This is a genomic window from Xanthomonas indica (genome assembly GCF_040529045.1).
Taxonomy (GTDB): domain Bacteria; phylum Pseudomonadota; class Gammaproteobacteria; order Xanthomonadales; family Xanthomonadaceae; genus Xanthomonas_A; species Xanthomonas_A indica.
Genome location: NZ_CP131914.1, coordinates 654,620 through 671,251 on the forward strand (window position 1 = coordinate 654,620; position 16,632 = coordinate 671,251).

The 16,632-nt window shown below is 60.2% G+C and carries 17 protein-coding genes; all 17 read right to left on the reverse strand.

Translation table 11 applies throughout. The annotated features are described in order from the left end of the window. Nucleotides 1-88: 88 nt before the first annotated feature. The 17 genes from Q7W82_RS02810 to Q7W82_RS02890 all read right to left on the reverse strand — a co-directional run bounded on the left by Q7W82_RS02810 (nucleotide 89) and on the right by Q7W82_RS02890 (nucleotide 16,350). Complete coding sequence (locus Q7W82_RS02810) at nucleotides 89-547, reverse strand: T6SS immunity protein Tdi1 domain-containing protein (RefSeq protein ID WP_242158165.1); 459 nt, start codon at nucleotides 545-547, stop codon at nucleotides 89-91. 70 nt (nucleotides 548-617) lie between these two features. Next, entirely contained in the window at nucleotides 618-881 is a 264-nt protein-coding gene (locus tag Q7W82_RS02815) for a hypothetical protein (RefSeq protein ID WP_242158163.1), read from the reverse strand. A gap of 7 nt (nucleotides 882-888) precedes the next feature. Beyond that, the gene (locus Q7W82_RS02820; RefSeq protein WP_242158152.1) at nucleotides 889-1,275 is read right to left on the reverse strand and encodes a hypothetical protein; all 387 of its coding nucleotides are present in this window, start codon (nucleotides 1,273-1,275) and stop codon (nucleotides 889-891) included. 91 nt (nucleotides 1,276-1,366) lie between these two features. After that, complete coding sequence (locus Q7W82_RS02825; protein ID WP_242158151.1) at nucleotides 1,367-1,723, reverse strand: hypothetical protein; 357 nt, start codon at nucleotides 1,721-1,723, stop codon at nucleotides 1,367-1,369. 17 nt (nucleotides 1,724-1,740) lie between these two features. Continuing rightward, nucleotides 1,741-2,067, reverse strand: a complete 327-nt coding sequence (locus Q7W82_RS02830) for an Imm41 family immunity protein (protein ID WP_242158135.1) — start codon at nucleotides 2,065-2,067, stop codon at nucleotides 1,741-1,743. Nucleotides 2,068-2,177: 110 nt separating this feature from the next. Continuing rightward, nucleotides 2,178-2,447, reverse strand: coding sequence for a hypothetical protein (locus Q7W82_RS02835; RefSeq protein WP_242158132.1), 270 nt, complete (start codon nucleotides 2,445-2,447; stop codon nucleotides 2,178-2,180). Nucleotides 2,448-2,675: 228 nt separating this feature from the next. After that, complete coding sequence (locus Q7W82_RS02840) at nucleotides 2,676-3,068, reverse strand: hypothetical protein (RefSeq protein ID WP_242158124.1); 393 nt, start codon at nucleotides 3,066-3,068, stop codon at nucleotides 2,676-2,678. Nucleotides 3,069-3,128: 60 nt separating this feature from the next. Further along, nucleotides 3,129-3,497, reverse strand: a complete 369-nt coding sequence (locus Q7W82_RS02845) for a hypothetical protein (RefSeq protein WP_242158122.1) — start codon at nucleotides 3,495-3,497, stop codon at nucleotides 3,129-3,131. Between the two features lie 17 nt (nucleotides 3,498-3,514). Next, entirely contained in the window at nucleotides 3,515-3,811 is a 297-nt protein-coding gene (locus tag Q7W82_RS02850; RefSeq protein WP_242158105.1) for a hypothetical protein, read from the reverse strand. Between the two features lie 175 nt (nucleotides 3,812-3,986). After that, entirely contained in the window at nucleotides 3,987-4,682 is a 696-nt protein-coding gene (locus tag Q7W82_RS02855) for a DUF1963 domain-containing protein (protein ID WP_242158102.1), read from the reverse strand. Between the two features lie 291 nt (nucleotides 4,683-4,973). Further along, nucleotides 4,974-5,561 carry a hypothetical protein gene (locus Q7W82_RS02860; protein ID WP_242158095.1) on the reverse strand — a complete coding sequence of 196 codons (588 nt, stop codon included), beginning with the start codon at nucleotides 5,559-5,561 and terminating at the stop codon, nucleotides 4,974-4,976. 803 nt (nucleotides 5,562-6,364) lie between these two features. After that, nucleotides 6,365-7,231 (reverse strand): hypothetical protein, encoded by an 867-nt coding sequence (locus tag Q7W82_RS02865; protein ID WP_242158093.1) that lies wholly within the window; start codon nucleotides 7,229-7,231, stop codon nucleotides 6,365-6,367. 242 nt (nucleotides 7,232-7,473) lie between these two features. Continuing rightward, nucleotides 7,474-8,196, reverse strand: coding sequence for a DUF3888 domain-containing protein (locus tag Q7W82_RS02870; protein ID WP_242158091.1), 723 nt, complete (start codon nucleotides 8,194-8,196; stop codon nucleotides 7,474-7,476). 104 nt (nucleotides 8,197-8,300) lie between these two features. Beyond that, on the reverse strand, nucleotides 8,301-8,834 hold the full coding sequence (locus Q7W82_RS02875; protein ID WP_353949508.1) for a hypothetical protein: 534 nt from the start codon (nucleotides 8,832-8,834) through the stop codon (nucleotides 8,301-8,303). Nucleotides 8,835-9,028: 194 nt separating this feature from the next. Continuing rightward, complete coding sequence (locus Q7W82_RS02880) at nucleotides 9,029-9,235, reverse strand: hypothetical protein (RefSeq protein ID WP_242158072.1); 207 nt, start codon at nucleotides 9,233-9,235, stop codon at nucleotides 9,029-9,031. A gap of 244 nt (nucleotides 9,236-9,479) precedes the next feature. Next, complete coding sequence (locus Q7W82_RS02885; protein WP_242158070.1) at nucleotides 9,480-13,304, reverse strand: LamG domain-containing protein; 3,825 nt, start codon at nucleotides 13,302-13,304, stop codon at nucleotides 9,480-9,482. 271 nt (nucleotides 13,305-13,575) lie between these two features. After that, on the reverse strand, nucleotides 13,576-16,350 hold the full coding sequence (locus Q7W82_RS02890; RefSeq protein ID WP_242158068.1) for a TonB-dependent receptor: 2,775 nt from the start codon (nucleotides 16,348-16,350) through the stop codon (nucleotides 13,576-13,578). Between the last annotated feature and the right edge of the window lie 282 nt (nucleotides 16,351-16,632).

Here is a 16,632-nt window from a genome sequence, read left to right on the forward strand (position 1 = left end):
TCGCGTTGTGTGTAATCCGGGCGGCGATGTGGTGCCGCCCGGGTTCTCACTTAGAAGATCGCGTCCAGCGGCGTGATTCCAGTTTGCGTCACAGACCCACGCTTTGCGCGACCAAGTCCGCAAAGACCCATACATCGCCCTTGTCATAGGTCTCGGGTGCTTCCGTTCCGCCCAGCGTCGGATACGGTTGCGGGATATAGATCTGCCCGGGCTTCAACGGGCCAAGACGCGCAGCGATCGCGCGGACGTGGTCGCCGCGCAACACATACTCCTCGAAGCCCGGATCACGCAGGATGGCCGCCTCGAACGCCGCAGTGGAGGCATGCGCGCCATACGACTTGCCGGCGGCCTTGAACGGATGCAGCACCGCATAATCCTGGCTAGCCGGATCATGCAGAAAGAAGTGGCCGAGACTCGAGTAGCCGACCACGACGGTATCCGCCGGGAGCGCGTCCGCCCACGGGCCGAGCACATCGTGCGATTCCGGCGTGATCAGGTGATACAGCGGGACGTTCGTCGCTTCAGCGCGCTCTGCACTCTGACTCATTGGAGACCTTGATGCGATGGCGCGCCAGGATACCAAGCCACGCGCGTCCGCCTGCTGTGGTCATCTTCATCTAGGTCTTGGCGACCGCTCCATAGCACTTGGCCGAGCCATCCAGGAAGAACTGCACGTCGCGCGCCTGGCACCAGGCTTCCAACTCGGCCTTGAACACCGGCCACAGGTCGCGCGCCCATGCAGGTGCACTCTGCGCCCAGGCATGCTCGGTCGGCACGTAGACGGTCGGCACGCCCATCGGGAAGTCCAGCACGAACTCGCCACCCGGCCCGATGCAGACGAGTTCTTCCTTCCAGCAGGGTTGGAATTGGAATGTGGTCATGGGGCGCTCAAGCGGTCTTCTTTGAAGAATTTGCCTCGACGCTTTGGGCGGCAAACCATGCATCGCTGGAAGGTATGTACAGCAATGTCAGAGCAGTGAGCTTTGCCGCCACGATCAACCAGCCCATGCCGAGATGATTAGCGGAGCTTGCCGTAGAAACCAGACCAAGTAAGCCAACTACTGTGTATGTAGTGCGCGCCAGCTGGCTGCCACGCATCAGCATCACGATCAGAAAAATCAACAGTGAATAGAGGACCGCCAAGGCGCTGTAAGGCAGCCAGAGCGGCACATCCAGCGTGCCTGACAGACCGATCATCTGCGCTAGCCCGATCATGTGCGTCGCGACAAGCAGGGCGCCCGAGACAGAAACGGCATTGGGGCGGTCAGGGCGCATAGGTTGTCTCTATGGATCGCTTGCTAACGCAAAAAGTCAGCAGCGGAGACCACGAACTCATTGGCGCGGTCCTGGCCGGCTGGATTCCAATTCAAACGACATCAAGCGCCAATGCTGGCTTCTGTGAGTTCTCAGGCACATCCAGGAATGCAACTGATGTCGCTGCGATTTCGATCAATCCGCGAACAAGGTAGAGATGACTGACACCGGGCTGCTCACCAGTGACGAACTGGCTGACGTTGCCTGGTTCAGCATGCTGCTGCAACGCGTCCAGGTCCGCGATCTGATTGAAGCGCGCCACGCCGCCAAAGCAAAGGATCCCCAGTACCCGCTCGCGCGATTGGCTCGATGGGTAGTAGGCGAGTCGGATCTCGACAGTGCGCTCGACAGGGTCGAGGGAAACGCCCAATAGCACCGCGTCGTGAAATTCCAATTGGGACAGATCCATAAGTGCGCCTGATGTGCTTAGTGGTGAGTCGACGTCAACAACGGGTTAGGCGGGTCAAGCCTGTCGTGTGCCGGCATGCTGCCAGCATAGAAGCCTTCAAACACCAACTGGAATCGGTCGCGCAGATCGTGGACATCTTCGTCGGAGGCACCCTTGATCGCAAAGACGTCGTTCGGATTGAAGTGGCAACCAAGGAGTATCAGCACGAAGCTGAAAATCCGGAACAGAGGCCATGCCGTCTCGCGCTCAAGTTCGCCATTGGTCGCCAGGTCATACAGTGCCTTCTCCAGAAGCCAGTACTCGTCCCAGTTCCAGCGCATCTCTTCATTGAGACGACCGAGCAATCGTCGTATGCAGCGCATCGGGCGAAGTTGCGGGCAAAAACGTTGGTGGCGTTCAAAGCGATGTCCGCTTGCATTGCGTCGCTCCACTGAGTGCAGTAGGTCCGATTGAGTCAATGGGTTTTTTTGTCATGCCTGCCTCGCGCGCCAAGCACTAGGATAATGAGAGAGCCGGTGGTGCAGAACCCTACGCCCAAGAGGAGTGGATCAAGTAGCCTTACGACCAGATAGGCGCCGCCGCCGATGAAGTATTGAAGCAGGGAGGTGAAGACGCATAACACCACCAGAACCATAAAAAGGATGCCGACAGCACCAAACATCACGCCAAGTGCCTTCATCCTACCCGGCAGGCCACCGGCCATCCGGAGAGCGGAGTAGTTCACCGAAGCACACGTGATAAAGACCAGGGCCACAATTCCTAACCGAACCGTTGTACCGTCCATCTGTGGCCCGTTTGTTGCTGTTGCCGCATAAGCGCAGCGTGGCGTGATCCTCGCCGAGCCAGTGATTGCGGTCAATCGCTACCAATCACTGGAACGGCGGGGGATGTCTGCGGCGGAGTGCCGGTGCGCGTCGTTGGGTTGACTGAGGTAGACATCCCGCATATTCATCTACCCCGTGATCGCCGAGGCCGACGCATTAGACTTCTCCAGATGGGGGACTGCGGCAGGACCAGCGCCGATCTCGTCCTCGCGACGCATTTCCTGCAGGTGATCATCGTGACCAATGGCGGCGACAAGCTGGCCCCGGTAGCTACCCAGGGCGGGCACGAAATCCCTGGCGACAGGTGGTTCGGTGAGCACTGCGCTGTGTTCATCAAGGCCGGACAGGATCTGCTGCTTGATGTCGTCCTCGACGCCCGGCAGATCCTCAAGCACGCGCTTGAGCGCCGAACCCGACTTTTCGTCCGTGACGAGTTCGGCGCTGCCCGCCGGGTACGTTGCGAGACTGGCGACACACGCCACGATGGTCCCGGCTCCCAGGGCCTGGATATGTCGCTGCATGCTGTGGGTGCCTAGATCAATCTACGATACGGTAAAAACTGGCGTTGCATCTTCTTATATCTAGCTCGAAAGCGTATCGGCCCTGCTTTGTTCGGATCGCATTTCAAATGCCGGGGCGGGTAAGGCACGTTTCCTGCGCCTCCATCGATAGACCAGATGGGCAGAACCGTTGAGGAGCGCCCAGCACAACGCCGGAAGCCAGGCACTGTCGGCGACACGCAAGGCCGCCTCCATTCCCTGCGATGTGACCGCGTCCGGTCCCAATCCATCCCGCAGGAACCAGTCGACGCAAAGCAGACAGAGGAAGGTCGTGGTCGACGTAAACAGGAGCAGCCACAACACCAGGCGGGACGGGAAGACGACCGCCAAGACGAAGGCCGCTCCAGCGCACGCGACCAGCGCCAGCAATCCGATCACAAATGCCTGCATGACATGCATCGCGCCGCTCACCACTTCCCAAAGTAGGACGAGATATCGAAGTAGACCTCGCGCTCCTCGCCAGTGGGCAGTACGATCGTGATGAGGTCCATGGCCGACGGCTCGAACAACAGCGACTGCGATTTGATGCGCGCGCCGGGGTAGTGCTGATCGAGCCATGTGCGTTGCGCGGCGATGCCCGCGCCTTCGCTATGCGCTGCAGACAGATCGACGGGACGGTCCGGCGATGCGCCATCCCCATGTGCGACGGCTGGCCGCGGCGACGGCGCGGAGTGACATGCCACAAGGCCCGCCAGCAGGATCAACGACAGCAGTCCACACTTCATATCACACCCCCTAATGTGATCGACCAGACAGCTGGATCAGAGTAGACCTGTCGGCGCACTGCGCACAATAGCGCGCAGTCTTGCTAGGACTTCGCTTGATGCACCGCCCGCTGAGCTGCGCACCTGGTCCTGCAGCCTTCTCCGCCGGACGCCGCTAATGGCATTGCCACGCAAGCGCCCACTCGTCTTTTTTTCCTGGTGCTGTTCCGCGGCCGAAGTAGCCGACGCCGCCGTCGCCCCACATCCAGCGGCCCTTGTCCGTGGAGTCGATCTGGAAGACGAATTCCGGCGACGCGGGATGGCGCTTGAAAGGCGCCCAGAAGATCTCGGCCTGGATCAACGTCGGCCATCCTCCCATCTTGAAGCCATCCAGGTTCCGGAAGAGATCGTGGTAGCGCGCTTCGATGTCTGCCGGCAGATCCATCGGCGCATCCTCCCAGCACGGGTAGTCGTCATGAAAGACATGCGGCCGCATAGGAAATGCGCTAATGGGCGAATCGGTGTGCCGTGGCGGCAGCGGGACCAGTCCATCGAGCCGCTTGTAGGCCCGCAGACACCGCCCTTCCCCGTTGGGCGTATCGACCGGGAGCGTATCGGGACCAATGAACACCGCAATCAGCGCGATATCCGCCAGGCGGGCCGGCCGTAGCGGCAGGTCGCTGACATTGATCTGACACAGCGCATGCATCGGCCGTCCCGCCGTCTCCGGCCATGCCTCGCCCGGCGCGCAGACGTTCACGCGACCGAACCAACTCGCCAGGGGATCGTCGGGCGGCCGGAATCCCCCGATCTCCAGGATGACACCCGAGCGGGCGAGTTGGGCTTTGAGGTCGTCAGCTGTCGTCGTCACGTGTGCGTCTTCCGCAACTCTCCAGGAAGCAGAGCATATGCTTTCGCAATTTCGGGCAGCAACCCTGCTGACGTGATGGGACGAAGAGAGTTTTCCCGATAGAGCCGCGGCATCTTCCTCGCGATCACGCTCACCGCGGGGCAAGATCACAACCAGCTCTTCTTCGCGCAAGCAGAAGTGCAGAGTCTGGTCGATAGGAAAAGCCCGGGACTTCAGCCAGCAGCCATACGAGTCAAACTGGCAGGTTTCGCAGACGCAAGAAACGTACCTCTGGCCGTTACACTTCGTGCGTCATTTCGTCTCCACTCGATTCAAAGCCGACTTCAGTGCAGTCCAGTGCCAAATCGAGTTGTCTATTTTCACTGCACATCCCGGGTTCTCAAGTAGTCGAATACTGGTAGTAACTCCTTCTTTCTGCAGCATCGCCTTGGCCTCGCTAAGCATGCGCCTCTCCCCTGTGAGCCAACAACTGAACTCGGGGGATACGAGTTGCATTGCTCTCTGGAGCGAGCACTCCAGATTTTGCCGCAGGCGAATGACGGCTGCCTTGTCGCTTTTGTCGAAGTCCGGACCTAGCACGTAGTGATTGGTACCAGCTCTTGCAGCGTCGCATTTATCTTGAAGGTAATCATCAACACTCTGACCACTACCGACGATTTCAATCTCACCCAATGCAGTACTGACAAGATGAGCATTTACACCAACATAGCAGCGTCCGTGGATACCTCGAAGGACAAAATCTTCGCTGTTTGCACGAATGATCCAGTAGTCACCACACTCGGAAAGCACGCAGGATTGAATAACAAAACGGTCTCTTCCTTCTCGAGAAGCTTCGCAGCAGCGAAGGACTAAAGCTTTGGCTTGATCTGCTTTGATCATTAGATGCCCAACGCCTGAGTGAAGCCGTCTCACGGAGCGGCATCGGCTTGAATGAGTGGTTGTGCGGTGGTGCCAGGAGGTGCTAACACATGGACTTTGCTCCCCAGCACTGCTGCCAAGAGTCGAGCATGCCACAGATCGTGGTCTTGGGGCTCGCCCGGGGCGCTAGCTGCTGGATGTAACCGAAGGCAATGAGCGCGTTGGGGCAACGAAGCCAGGCGGCAAGGCGGCGGGCGATCCGATCACGAGAAGCGAGAGTAGAACTTGGGGCAGAATGAAATTTCAAAGGTATCAGCGGGCTCTCGGCCACGATACGTTTCGCGGCATGGTCAAGGCCAAGACCCGCCGCTTCGCGAGTGTCAGGCCAGCACATCGACCACGCAAACCCGCCGCGATCAACGAATAAGTCAACCTGACCCCATTATCAACCCAGGCTCTCTATCTACCTTTTCGACCTCTCAACTCTTGCACGCCGAGCGCGGACATTGCCGGCGCCAGAAATGATGGTTGTATGTCGTACATTGGATCTTCGTCGGATACTACATGTATATTTCGCTCACCATTTCGATTCGAAATATACCAACGGCATTGTCTAAAGTTTCCGCGACCATCTAGTATTACGAGATATAGCTGCTCACCAATGATTGGTTGATCGCCAACAGGATGGTCTACTAGGTTAACCGCTTGATGAAGCCACACTTCACCTACAAATGCTAAAGCGTGCGCGCCTGTGGCTTTAATTTTATCGCCGAGATCGCGCCACATAATATAATTATCTGTCGCGTCTCGAGGCTTGAAGCTAATCATTTCAGTTGGGCGCCAGTTTGCGTCGTATAAAAATGCCATCGAAACATGACGGCCATCTTAAAGACCATCTCGGCCATAGCTGATAAAAATCTTTTTGCGCCATTTATATCCCTTACTCCTCCAAAAGCTTCCCCGATCGTCTTTATCTCAGCCTTGACGTCATCAGAAACTTCTTTGGCGCTATAATCTATTCTCTTTGCATCAATCGAAAAAGTGCTAGCGTCTCGCATTTTAAAATATCTAACTTGACGCGTTTCTTGTGAGACTTCCTCAAATTCGCTGGGGTGATTAATTTTTTTGTTGAATTCCATATCCATGTGCTTTGCTAAGTGGGCACACATTTCGTACATCCTACGATACACACGGCAGATGGCTCCAAGGAGTTCATAATTTGGCAGAGAATCGGCCACCCACCGGCGCTCAATTTTTATCACTGCTGAACTTGCGAAGCCTGGAGGAAGTCTTTTTTTTGCTAATTGAGTTAGTTTTCTCACACTTGCCTGCAACATCGCCGGCTCATTAAGTTCGAAGCCAAAATCATCTCTGTCCAGATATCCGAAGATAACTTTAGCCGAGATCGAACTAAAGAGATTCAAATCGCCTTCTTTCTCGATTTTATTTCTTGCATCTTTTGACCATTGCATCACCACATCATTTTTCCAAGCACCTGCGATGTTTGCCTCATACCAAGTTGTGAAATCAGGGATTGACGCCTTGTTTTTCTGAATTATAAATGTAACTGTGCGTGACGTTTGCAGAAACTGATTTATGCTTAACCTAAAAAGATCTGGCTCCATATAATTGGCGTGGCATTGCTTTAACAGATGTGCCAGATCTGCGAGTCTTTTTTGCCAGGGCTCCATTAAATAAAACTCCTTTTATTAACTAGATACAAAGTATGTTGACTAGCCGTCAATATAGGCGAATAACATCGCTCTAGGGTGTGATGCTCGCGTTATCCTTACGATGATGCCAGTTAACTGGCGTACATTGGGGATCCGGCAATCAATCATCAGCGACGCAGGTAAAACTTGAGGTCAGAGTGAATTTTCAAGGTGTCGCACACAGGAAAATTGCGCTCTTCTCCTGTTTTGGCCATGTTCTTCTACTTGAGTTGGGGAACGCCGGGAATTTTGGCAAGCCACTTATTTACAGCGACTTTTTGCCCCATTGAGATGCTACCGTTTTTTAATAGCGCCGCCCTGATGGCACCGAGAAAATCTGCCTTATCATTAGGCAGTCGTTCTATAGCTACGTCTATCCAAAAAAGATAGTTGTAACATTTTTGAAGATTGGCGAGCTTAAATTTTTCTGGGGCCTTAGCTTCGATACGATTTACGTGCAGAATTTCGGCGTCGGTAAGTGATTCGGTCAGCGACTTGGAGTAATACTCTTTGAGTACTGGATACGATAAATTCATATCCTTCGCCAACTTTCCTTCGCGAAGGAGTAGATACTCAAGAGCATGTCGACTCGGATCTATGGCTTTACTAATACCAGAAGCACCATTTCCACCAACCCGACCTTCTCCATCGTTTTTGGATAGTGTGAATTTCGTAAGATCTGGAATTCCCGCCAAAGTGTATTTAGAAGCAATATTACCTGCTGCGCACTTTGGTCCGGCATACACAGTCCGCCCTGTCCCCTCCTCTTCGAGGACGTAGGCTTTTAATGAGGTGAGTAAATTTGGGCAAAATTCGCAACGCCTGGATGATTCCGTAAGGTCTCTTCGCAGTGGTTTAAAAAGCATGACCATTCCTGTAGTTAGAGTCTGATGAAAAGCTACCCAGGGCGCTTCTGCTGTCACGGATGGTTGCAATGATTGCACCTAATGAATGCTTTCAAGAACGGTCATAAAGTGGTTCAGCAATTGCGGTCAGAGTTAAAATTTCTCTAGACATGGACTGCGCTTTTATTTTTTATTCTTGACAGCTATTCTTTTGATCTGCGTCCTTTTTTATATTGCCGCTCGTAAAATGCAGTCCCAGGCTCGTAGTCACGCACGTTCCCAGGATGGATGCCAATGCGCTTTTTGCGATCATTGAACTCTAGTTGATCACCAGCTGCCCGAATCAGTAATGTCTCAATTTCTCGCTCATGTTGCTTATCCTCAACAATATAGAAAGAGAAATAGACTAGCTCAAGCATGTGAGCTTTCTTGCGATCACTTAGGCGTTTAAATACGTTTCCCCTTCCAATGTATCTTGGTGTACCCATAGAGTCGTGTGCGATGTAAACGCCTTGGGCAGGAGTTCCGTCAGAGACAAAATGTTTCCGCACATCGTCAAGCGACTCGTACGGTATTTTTTCTCCCAAATACTTAAAAAGGCGTGACACCTTGCCAGGACGACCAGCACCTCTCTTGAGATTGCCGTAGTGTACGGTCCAGTCAACTCCACTCCAGACTTTTTGTGTCAACTGCTTCGTGGAGGGCTTCTTAGAGTTTTTCCGCTTTTTGATTGCCACAAGAAACTCCTCACCACCCACAAGCGGGTGAACTATCCGCACCAAAAGATCCATCCTATTTCAAAGGCGATGCAATCTTGGCTGCTCTGCAATGATTTATTGATTCTGCGTCATTATTTTAGAAATATACTTTTAGGCAATGAGAGCGACCTGAGACCCTTTCCTTTTCAAAGGTAAGGGTCAAATTATTAAATTTACAATTTGTGCCGTCGGTAATGATTGTTGGTGCTTGGGCTACGGTAGCTACCCCCCTTATGCGAAGAGCCGCCCGACGTGTAGTGACCGCCATGACTGGTGGTGTGGTGTGAACCGGACGCATGCACCCGCGCATCCACAGATGCAGCAGCCAGGCACAAGGCAAACCCAGCTAGCGCCGCGATGATCGAGACTTTGATAAACATAGATTCCCCTGAGAAAATGTGGCGTCCTAGCGTTCCCATTACAGATGGACGCTCTACGCCGCGTATCCCCAGGCGCAACCGTCCTATCAGGTCCGATGGAAGTCCGCTCTCCCCCACAGACAACCCTGTTCTAGCACAGCGTCACACTTTTGGGGGAGACAAATGTAAGCCGTCAGTCGGGGACATTCCGAAGTGAATGCGCGCCCGTTAGGCAAGGGCGCGTCTTGATGTGGGCCCGATTAAATCAGGGCACATCCACCACATTGTTTCTCTGCGTCAGTTCTGCGACGTCGCCCTGGCTGGCGATACGCAGCCGACCGTTTTTGGCGCTCTTTCCACCGGCCACCACCAACCGTACCTGAGCCGTCTTCGGCTCCAGATCGCGCGGCGCCGCCAGCACCGGGAATGCCGCCCGCGCCAATTCCCGACCCCGCGCATCCTCCAACACCACGAACCCCGCCGGCGCATCCACATGCCCCAGGCTATGCACGGTGACTTCGATGGCATCGGCCATCACCCGCACATCCCCACGCCCAATCCCCAGATCCGGCCGCTGTTCCACCGGCACCGCAGCCCGCGCGACCAACTCGAACTCCATCACCGACGTCTGCCCGGCGAGGAACTCCACATCCACCGCCCCGCTCTTCTCGAACGTGAACTCGCGCGCGGCAGCCTTGCCATCGATCTTCCCATCGCCATCGCGATCCACGCCCGCACGCATCCGCCACTGCCCGGCGGCGACATTCCAGCCCGTCATCTGCGCCCGCTGCACCTTGCCGCTGGTGTTGTAGCCGATGACGGTAAAGCGATCCTGCCGCGGCTTCGGCAGCAGCAGCGCCACCTGCACCGCGCCTTCCGGATCAGCGAAGCGCCAGCTGACGGTGTGGCCGGGGTAGGTCTGGTTGCGCTTGAGGGCGACGCCGCCGAGGCGGGCGCGCTGCAGGTTCACGGTGGGCGATTCGACGCGGTCGCTCCACCAGTGGCCTTCGGTGTTCATGTAGAAGGTCTGCAGCTTGTCGCGGGTCTCGGCGCGGTACAGGGTTTCCAGCCAGCGCGGGTCGCCGCTCTGTTCCCAGGCGACGTGGTGGGCGAAGTCCGAGGCGTCGTCGGGGTCGGCCTCGGCTGCCGCCTTGGCCAGGCTGGCACCCCAGCTGTCGCGCTTGCCGAGCACGTCAAGGAAGTTCTCGTTGAGCAGGGACAGGCCGCCGGGGCCGGCCTTGGCGACGCGGTAGTCGATGGCCTTGAGATAACGCGTGTCGCCGGTCCAGCGGTAGGCGGCCCAGAAGGTGTGCAGGGTGTCGGGGCCGCCGCTGCCGTCGAACAGGCTGCCGCCGCGGGTCTTGCCGGTGGCCCAGTTGATCTCGTTGGGCAGCGCCCACTGGCCCTTGGCGTCGGTGTAGGCGTGGGCCAGGTAGCCGTCGGCCAGTCCGGTGACGATGCGGCGACTGTTGGGGTCGGCGTTGTAGCCGCCCAGCAGCAGCGCCGGGTGCAGGATCGGGAACGAGTAGGGTTTTTGCCACTGCCAGTTCGGCTCGCGGTAGACCTTGCGCCCGCCGAACCAGTTGCTGGCGAACAGCAGGTGGCCCTGCGGGTTGACCTGGATGATGCGATCGAAGGCCTTCACCGTGCGCATCAGCCGCTCCACCGTCAGCGGGTCGCCCCAGTTGAGGTAGAGCATGGCGCTGTTGATGTTGATGCCCTCCTCGTAGGAATGCAGTTCGTCGGTCTCGATGGTGGAGAGGCCGCCGGTGAACATGCCGTTGCGGTAGTTGGCGTCGGACAGGGCGGTGAGCGAGGCGTTGAGCTTGTCCGGGTCCACGCCCATCAGGGCGACGCCGGGCCATTGCTGGGTGAGGTCGGAATCGTCGGAGATGCCGCCGCCGAAATCGCCGTAGTCGACCTGGCGTTCGTCGATCCACCAGTGGATGTAGCGGCGCGTGGCCTTGAGGTCTTCCAGTTGCCAGAACGCCCAGCCCGGCACGCCCCTGGGCGGCTGCGGCAGTTGCACCGGCAGCGGCCCCTGGTTGCCGTAGCTGATGTCGGCCCAGTACTGGCGGCCCAGCGCGTTGTCCGGGTCCACCCGCAGCAGGTCGTGGATGTCGGCATCCAGGCGTGCGTACAGGCGCTGGCGCTTGGAGGTGGTGTGTTCCTCGACCAGGAAGCCCCAATTGTCCTTGACCTGGTTGAAGCGGTCGGCGATATGCTCGGCCTTGGCCTGCGCGCGCGGCTTGAACAGCAGGCGCAGTTGCGCGCCGTCCAGCGCGCGCGCGTCGAAGCCCGGTGCGGCCGAGGCGATGCTGAGCATCAGGCTGTCGTCGCCGAGGATGCGATCGCGCAGGTCCAGCCACAGCGTGCGCGCCTGCCCGGGCGCGACCGAGACCGACACGTCGAGCATGTCGCGGCCGGGCCAGATGGGATCCTTGACGCGGATGTTGAGTGGGATCAGGCCATTGTGCGTGGCCGGCAGCTGCAGCGCCGGCAGGTCGATGGCGATGCCGTCCAGGCCGTCGTGCATGTTCTCCCAGCCGTAGGACCAACTGCGCATCAACGGCTGCGCGGCCGGTGCGTCGCCGAGGTTGGACGGGATGAGCACGTGCACGATGGGCAGCGGTTGCACCGCGGTCTTGTCGTCGGCGCGCTTGCGCTGGGGTGCCTTGGTCGGCAGCGCGACCACGGTGCTGCGCTCGTCCGGCGGATAGCGCCCGGCGATGTAGGCGCGCAACGCGGCGAGGTTGGCGTAGTCCGGGGCGATGTCGCTGCGCACGGTGTAGCGCAGCGTGGCGCTGGGGGTGGCCGGCTCGGCACCGGCGCCCACGTCGTAGGCCCAGATCTCCTGGATCGGGGTTTCCTGGGCGACGTTGCTGAAGCGCAGGTGGCCGCCGCGGCGGCGTTCGAACTGGTCGACGCTGCGCACGGTGCCCTGCGCGCGCGTGAACAACGGCGCAGGCGTGGCGCCTTCGGCGGCGTAGGTGGCCTGGCCGTAGGCGGCGCCGCGCAGTTCGATGCGGTTGAACGGTTCGTCGGGCAGGGCCAGGTCCAGCGCCTTGCCACCTTCGACGTAGACGTTCCAGTCGGGCAGTTGGAAGTAATCGTTGCGGCCGGGCAGGCGCGAGCGGTTGTACACGCCGGGCCAGGTGGTCTCGGCGATGCCGTCGGTCGCCTTCCACATCCACTCCTTGAGGTCCTTGGCGTCGGCGAACTCGACCTTGCGGATGCGCGTGGAGGGCGCGTCCAGCGCCGGCGGGGCGCGGCCGTGGTCCCAGCCGAAGCGATGCAGCCAGGCGTTGCGCGCGGCGCTGTCGGGCACGGCCTCGGCGCTGCGTGGCTCCTGTTGCCGGGCCAGCGCGGCGACGCCGGCGGCATCGAGCATGCGGTCGTAGACGCGGAGCTCGTCGACATCGCTGCCGCGCAGGAAGTTGTAGCGGCTCTGCACCTGGTGCGGCGCCAGCACGCGGGCGGCCAGTCCGAGCTGGTCCAGCGCGGCGTCGAAGTCGAGCGAGCCGCCCTCGGTGCAGGCCTGGGTGCAGTCCACCCGCGCGGCTTCCTTGCCGTCCACGAACAGGCGCACACCGCGGGTCTCGTCCCAGGCGAAGGCGAGATGGGTCCAGGCGCTGGGCGCGGGGACCTTGTCGAGCTTGAAGGAGACGCGGGTGCGCGCCAGGTTGGCGTCGGTGACGAAGGCATCGAAGCCGTGGCCGTTCCAGTCGATGCGCAGCCAGGCCATGTCCCAGCTGGTGTGGTCGGCGTAGCCGACGCGAAAGATCACGAACGGCGCTTCGCCGACCGGATAGCGCGAGCGCCAGAAGAACGACAGCGTGCCGCGCTGGGTGTAAATGTTGCCGGGGGCGTTCCAGGACAGCACGCCGTCGTCGGCCCATTCGATCGCCTGGCCGGACACGCCGGTGGGCACCAGGGTGATCTTGTCGCGGAAGTTGGGTGTCGGGTCGCCGTGGGCGACGTCGGCGTCCAGGCCTTTGTCGGCGGAGACGCGGAAGAGGAGTTCGGGGGTGGCGGCTGTGGCGATGGTGGGACAGACGAGTCCGCACAGCAGGGCGAGACCGTGGAGCATGCCGCGCAGGCGCACGGGGAGTGCAGGAGCGAATCGAGGCCAGCTGTCGCGGCTGAAGCCGCTCCTACGAGGAGCCGGTGCGCGCGTAGGAGCGGCTTCAGCCGCGACGATGTGGTCGGCGGCGGCGCCACTGCGAATTGCCTGTTTCATCTCGCTCCTTTGCGATCGGCGCGCGCCATGACGGCGCGCGGCGACCTCCCTCCCCGGCCCGCGAGTATGCGGGTAGCGGGGCGTTGCCGATGCCGCAGCGCGGCACCGGCGCACGCAACCTTCAGAACTTGTAGCGCACCCCGATCGCGTACTGGCGGCCGGTCTCGCTGTAGGTCAGCGGCAGTTGCGCGCCGCCCGCGCTGGTCTGCACCCACTCGTAGTACGGCACGTTGGTCAGGTTCGAGCCTTCCAGGCTGATGTCGATCTTCTCGTCGATCTTGTAGGTCAGCTTGGCGTCGACGACATTGGTGCCGCGCATGCCGTGCATGTCGAAGCCGGTCTCGGTGGCCGGCACCTGGGTCAGGTAGCCGTCGCGGTGGGTCAGCGACACGCGGCCGCTGAAGCGCTCGCCTTCGTAGAACAGCGTGGCGTTGTACGAATTCTTCGACAGGCCGGTGAGGTCGGTGTTGAAGGACAACGCGCCGGTGCCGGTGACGTACTGGATCTTCGACTGCACGTAGGTGTAGTTGAGCTGGGTGCCGAAGTTGGCCCACTTGCCCGGCAGGAAGCTGAAGGGCTGGATGTAGTTGAACTCGGCGCCCTTCAATTTACCGCCCGGGGTGTTGAGCGGCACGCTGAAGACGAAGTCGTCGCTGGCCGCCGCGCCGGTGCCGTCGAGCAGGCTGACCGGCAGGCCGCTGCTGGAGTACGGGGCGATGGTGCGCGCGGTCTGCACGAAGCTGTCGATGTCCTTGTAGAACAGCGCCAGGCCCAGCATCGCGCCTTCCTGCAGGTACCACTCGAAACCGAGGTCGGCGGTCTTGGCGCGGATCGGGTCCAGGTTCGGATTGCCGCCGCTGACCGTGCGCGCACCGCCGGCCACCGCGACGGTCACGCCCGGGGTCAGGCTGCCCAGGCCCGGCCGCGTCATCACCTTGGCGGCGCCGAAGCGGATCAGGAAGTCCGGGGTGATCTCGGCGACCAGGTTCAGCGACGGCAGGGTGTCGTGGTAGTCGCGCTCGACCGTGGTGTTGATCAGGTTGGAGCCGACCAGGGCGTAGCCGGTGGAGGACTGGTTGGTCTTTACGTAGCGCACGCCGATGTTGCCGGAGAACGGGATTGCGCCGATGTCGAAGGCGAAGTCGCCCATCAGCCAGGCGCCGCGGTCCTTTTCTTCCACGCTGCGGGTGTTGACCGCGCGCTCGGTCAGCGTCCAGGTGCCGGTGCCGCTATAGATGCCCAGCGCATCGGCGATGCCGTTGAGGTCGGGTACCGCCCAGTTCGACGGGGTGCCTTCGATGCCCTTCAGCCCGGCCAGCGCCACCAGGTCGGTCGGCACGATGCGGTTGCCGGTGGCGAAGGTCGGCACGCTGGTCTCGGAGGCGCGGCGGAACTCCTTGGTGTCGAAGCCGTAGTTCTTGGCCAGCACGCCGCCCTTGAGGGTGAAGTTCGGGCCCAGGTTCCACTCGAAGTTCAACGAGCCGGTGTCGAAATCGTTGTTGGCCGACTGCGGGCGCATGCGCACTTCGGCCAGCGTCCAGCCGTTGGCGGCGGTGGGATCGATGCCGTAGTTGAACACCGGCGAGGTGTCGCTGTTGCGGTAGTCGTAGCTGTAGCCGGCGACGTTGTTCTTGTCCATGATCACCGTGGTCTGGATCGGGTTCCGGTGCTTGGAACTGGAGGTGCCGACCTCGCCGGTGATCTTGAAGGTGTCGCTGAAGCGGTGCTCGCCGCTCAGGGTGAGCTGCTTGAAGACCGTGTTCCACTCGTCGTGGCGGTTCTCCGAACGGATGTCGACGTTGTCGAAGCGGCCGTACAGCAGCGCGCCGGAGGCCGGGTCGACATAGCCGTCGCGCACGATCATCTCCGGCTTGCCGTTCTGCGAGCGGCCGCGGCTGAAGCTGATCGCCTCGATGTAGTGCTCGTCGCGCTTGGCGTCGATCTTCGAGTACAGGCCGTCCAGCGAGAACTCGGTGCTGTCGTTGGGCTTCCACTGCAGCGAGCCAGTCACGCCCAGGCGGTTCTGCTCGTGCTCCATCTGCGTGTAGCGCGGGATGCGCGGGCTGAACACGTTGGCGCTGTTGGCCGCGGCGAACGGCGAGGCGGGGCTGTAGCCGTTGTTGCTGGGACCGTTGGCCCAGCGCGTGGTGCCGCTGCCTTCCTCAAGCACCTGGCGCTCGGAATAGGCCACCGACATCAGCGCGCCGAAGGTGCCGTCGGCCCAGGTGTTGGCGACCAGCGCGGCGATGCGCGGATCGGCCTTCTCCGACATGCCGTTGTAGGTGGCCTGGCCGTTGGCGGCGAAGGTGAAGCCGTCGTAGTCGAACGGCCGCGCGGTGCGCAGGTCGACCGTGGCGCCCAGCGAACCTTCCTCGACGTCGGCCGAGGCGGTCTTGCGCACCACCATCTGGGTGAACAGGTCCGAGGCGAACACGTTGAAATCGAAGCCGCGGCCGCGGTTGGTGCCGCCGCTCTGGTCGCTGGCGCCGACCGTGGTCAGCGCCTCCATGCCGTTGATGCGCACGCGGGTGAAGTCCGGGCCGAGGCCGCGCACCGAGATGTTGCGGCCTTCGCCGGCGTCGCGGGTGATGACCACGCCGGGAATGCGCTGCAGCGATTCGGCCAGGTTGGTGTCGGGGAACTTGCCCACGTCCTCGGCGACGATGGCGTCGACCATGCCCTTCTCGGCGCGCTTGATGTCCAGCGCCTTCTCCACGCTGGCGCGGTAGCCGGTGACGACGACGGTGTCGAGCTCGGTGGTGGCATCGGCGGAGGCCGTGGCCGGCGCCTGCGCCGGGGCTTCCTGCGCCTGCAGGGCACCGGCCTGCAGGGCCAGGCCGATCGACAGCGCGAGCAAGGTAACCGGTGTCTTCCGGCGTTCGGTACGTGATTGCATGTCCTCCCCTCCCAAGGGTTACATGACGGCGTGGAACTGCGGGCGTTGTCGCGAATGACACCGCTAGTCAAAAACAACGTTAACAGTTGCGAAACATTGCGGCATCTTGCAGCGCAACAGAGTGCCAAGCGCTCCAAGGGTCTTTCCAGTCAATGAGATAGCGCGTGATCGCGATAGCGGCCAGTGCCGGAACGCCTGTTGCCGCACAGGAATGACACCGCTAGTCAGTTTTTCTGGCCGACGTCCGCGTTTCGCGGCATGCTTGGCGTCCCTTCGGCCGCC

Bases quoted from the DNA above. Each gene is read 5' to 3' on its own strand.
- Q7W82_RS02810 (WP_242158165.1), bottom strand. From the start codon at position 547: ATGAGTCAGAGTGCAGAGCGCGCTGAAGCGACGAACGTCCCGCTGTAT.
- Q7W82_RS02815 (WP_242158163.1), bottom strand. From the start codon at position 881: ATGACCACATTCCAATTCCAACCCTGCTGGAAGGAAGAACTCGTCTGC.
- Q7W82_RS02820 (WP_242158152.1), bottom strand. From the start codon at position 1,275: ATGCGCCCTGACCGCCCCAATGCCGTTTCTGTCTCGGGCGCCCTGCTT.
- Q7W82_RS02825 (WP_242158151.1), bottom strand. From the start codon at position 1,723: ATGGATCTGTCCCAATTGGAATTTCACGACGCGGTGCTATTGGGCGTT.
- Q7W82_RS02840 (WP_242158124.1), bottom strand. From the start codon at position 3,068: ATGCAGCGACATATCCAGGCCCTGGGAGCCGGGACCATCGTGGCGTGT.
- Q7W82_RS02845 (WP_242158122.1), bottom strand. From the start codon at position 3,497: ATGCAGGCATTTGTGATCGGATTGCTGGCGCTGGTCGCGTGCGCTGGA.
- Q7W82_RS02860 (WP_242158095.1), bottom strand. From the start codon at position 5,561: ATGATCAAAGCAGATCAAGCCAAAGCTTTAGTCCTTCGCTGCTGCGAA.
- Q7W82_RS02865 (WP_242158093.1), bottom strand. From the start codon at position 7,231: ATGGAGCCCTGGCAAAAAAGACTCGCAGATCTGGCACATCTGTTAAAG.
- Q7W82_RS02880 (WP_242158072.1), bottom strand. From the start codon at position 9,235: ATGTTTATCAAAGTCTCGATCATCGCGGCGCTAGCTGGGTTTGCCTTG.
- Q7W82_RS02885 (WP_242158070.1), bottom strand. From the start codon at position 13,304: ATGCTCCACGGTCTCGCCCTGCTGTGCGGACTCGTCTGTCCCACCATC.
- Q7W82_RS02890 (WP_242158068.1), bottom strand. From the start codon at position 16,350: ATGCAATCACGTACCGAACGCCGGAAGACACCGGTTACCTTGCTCGCG.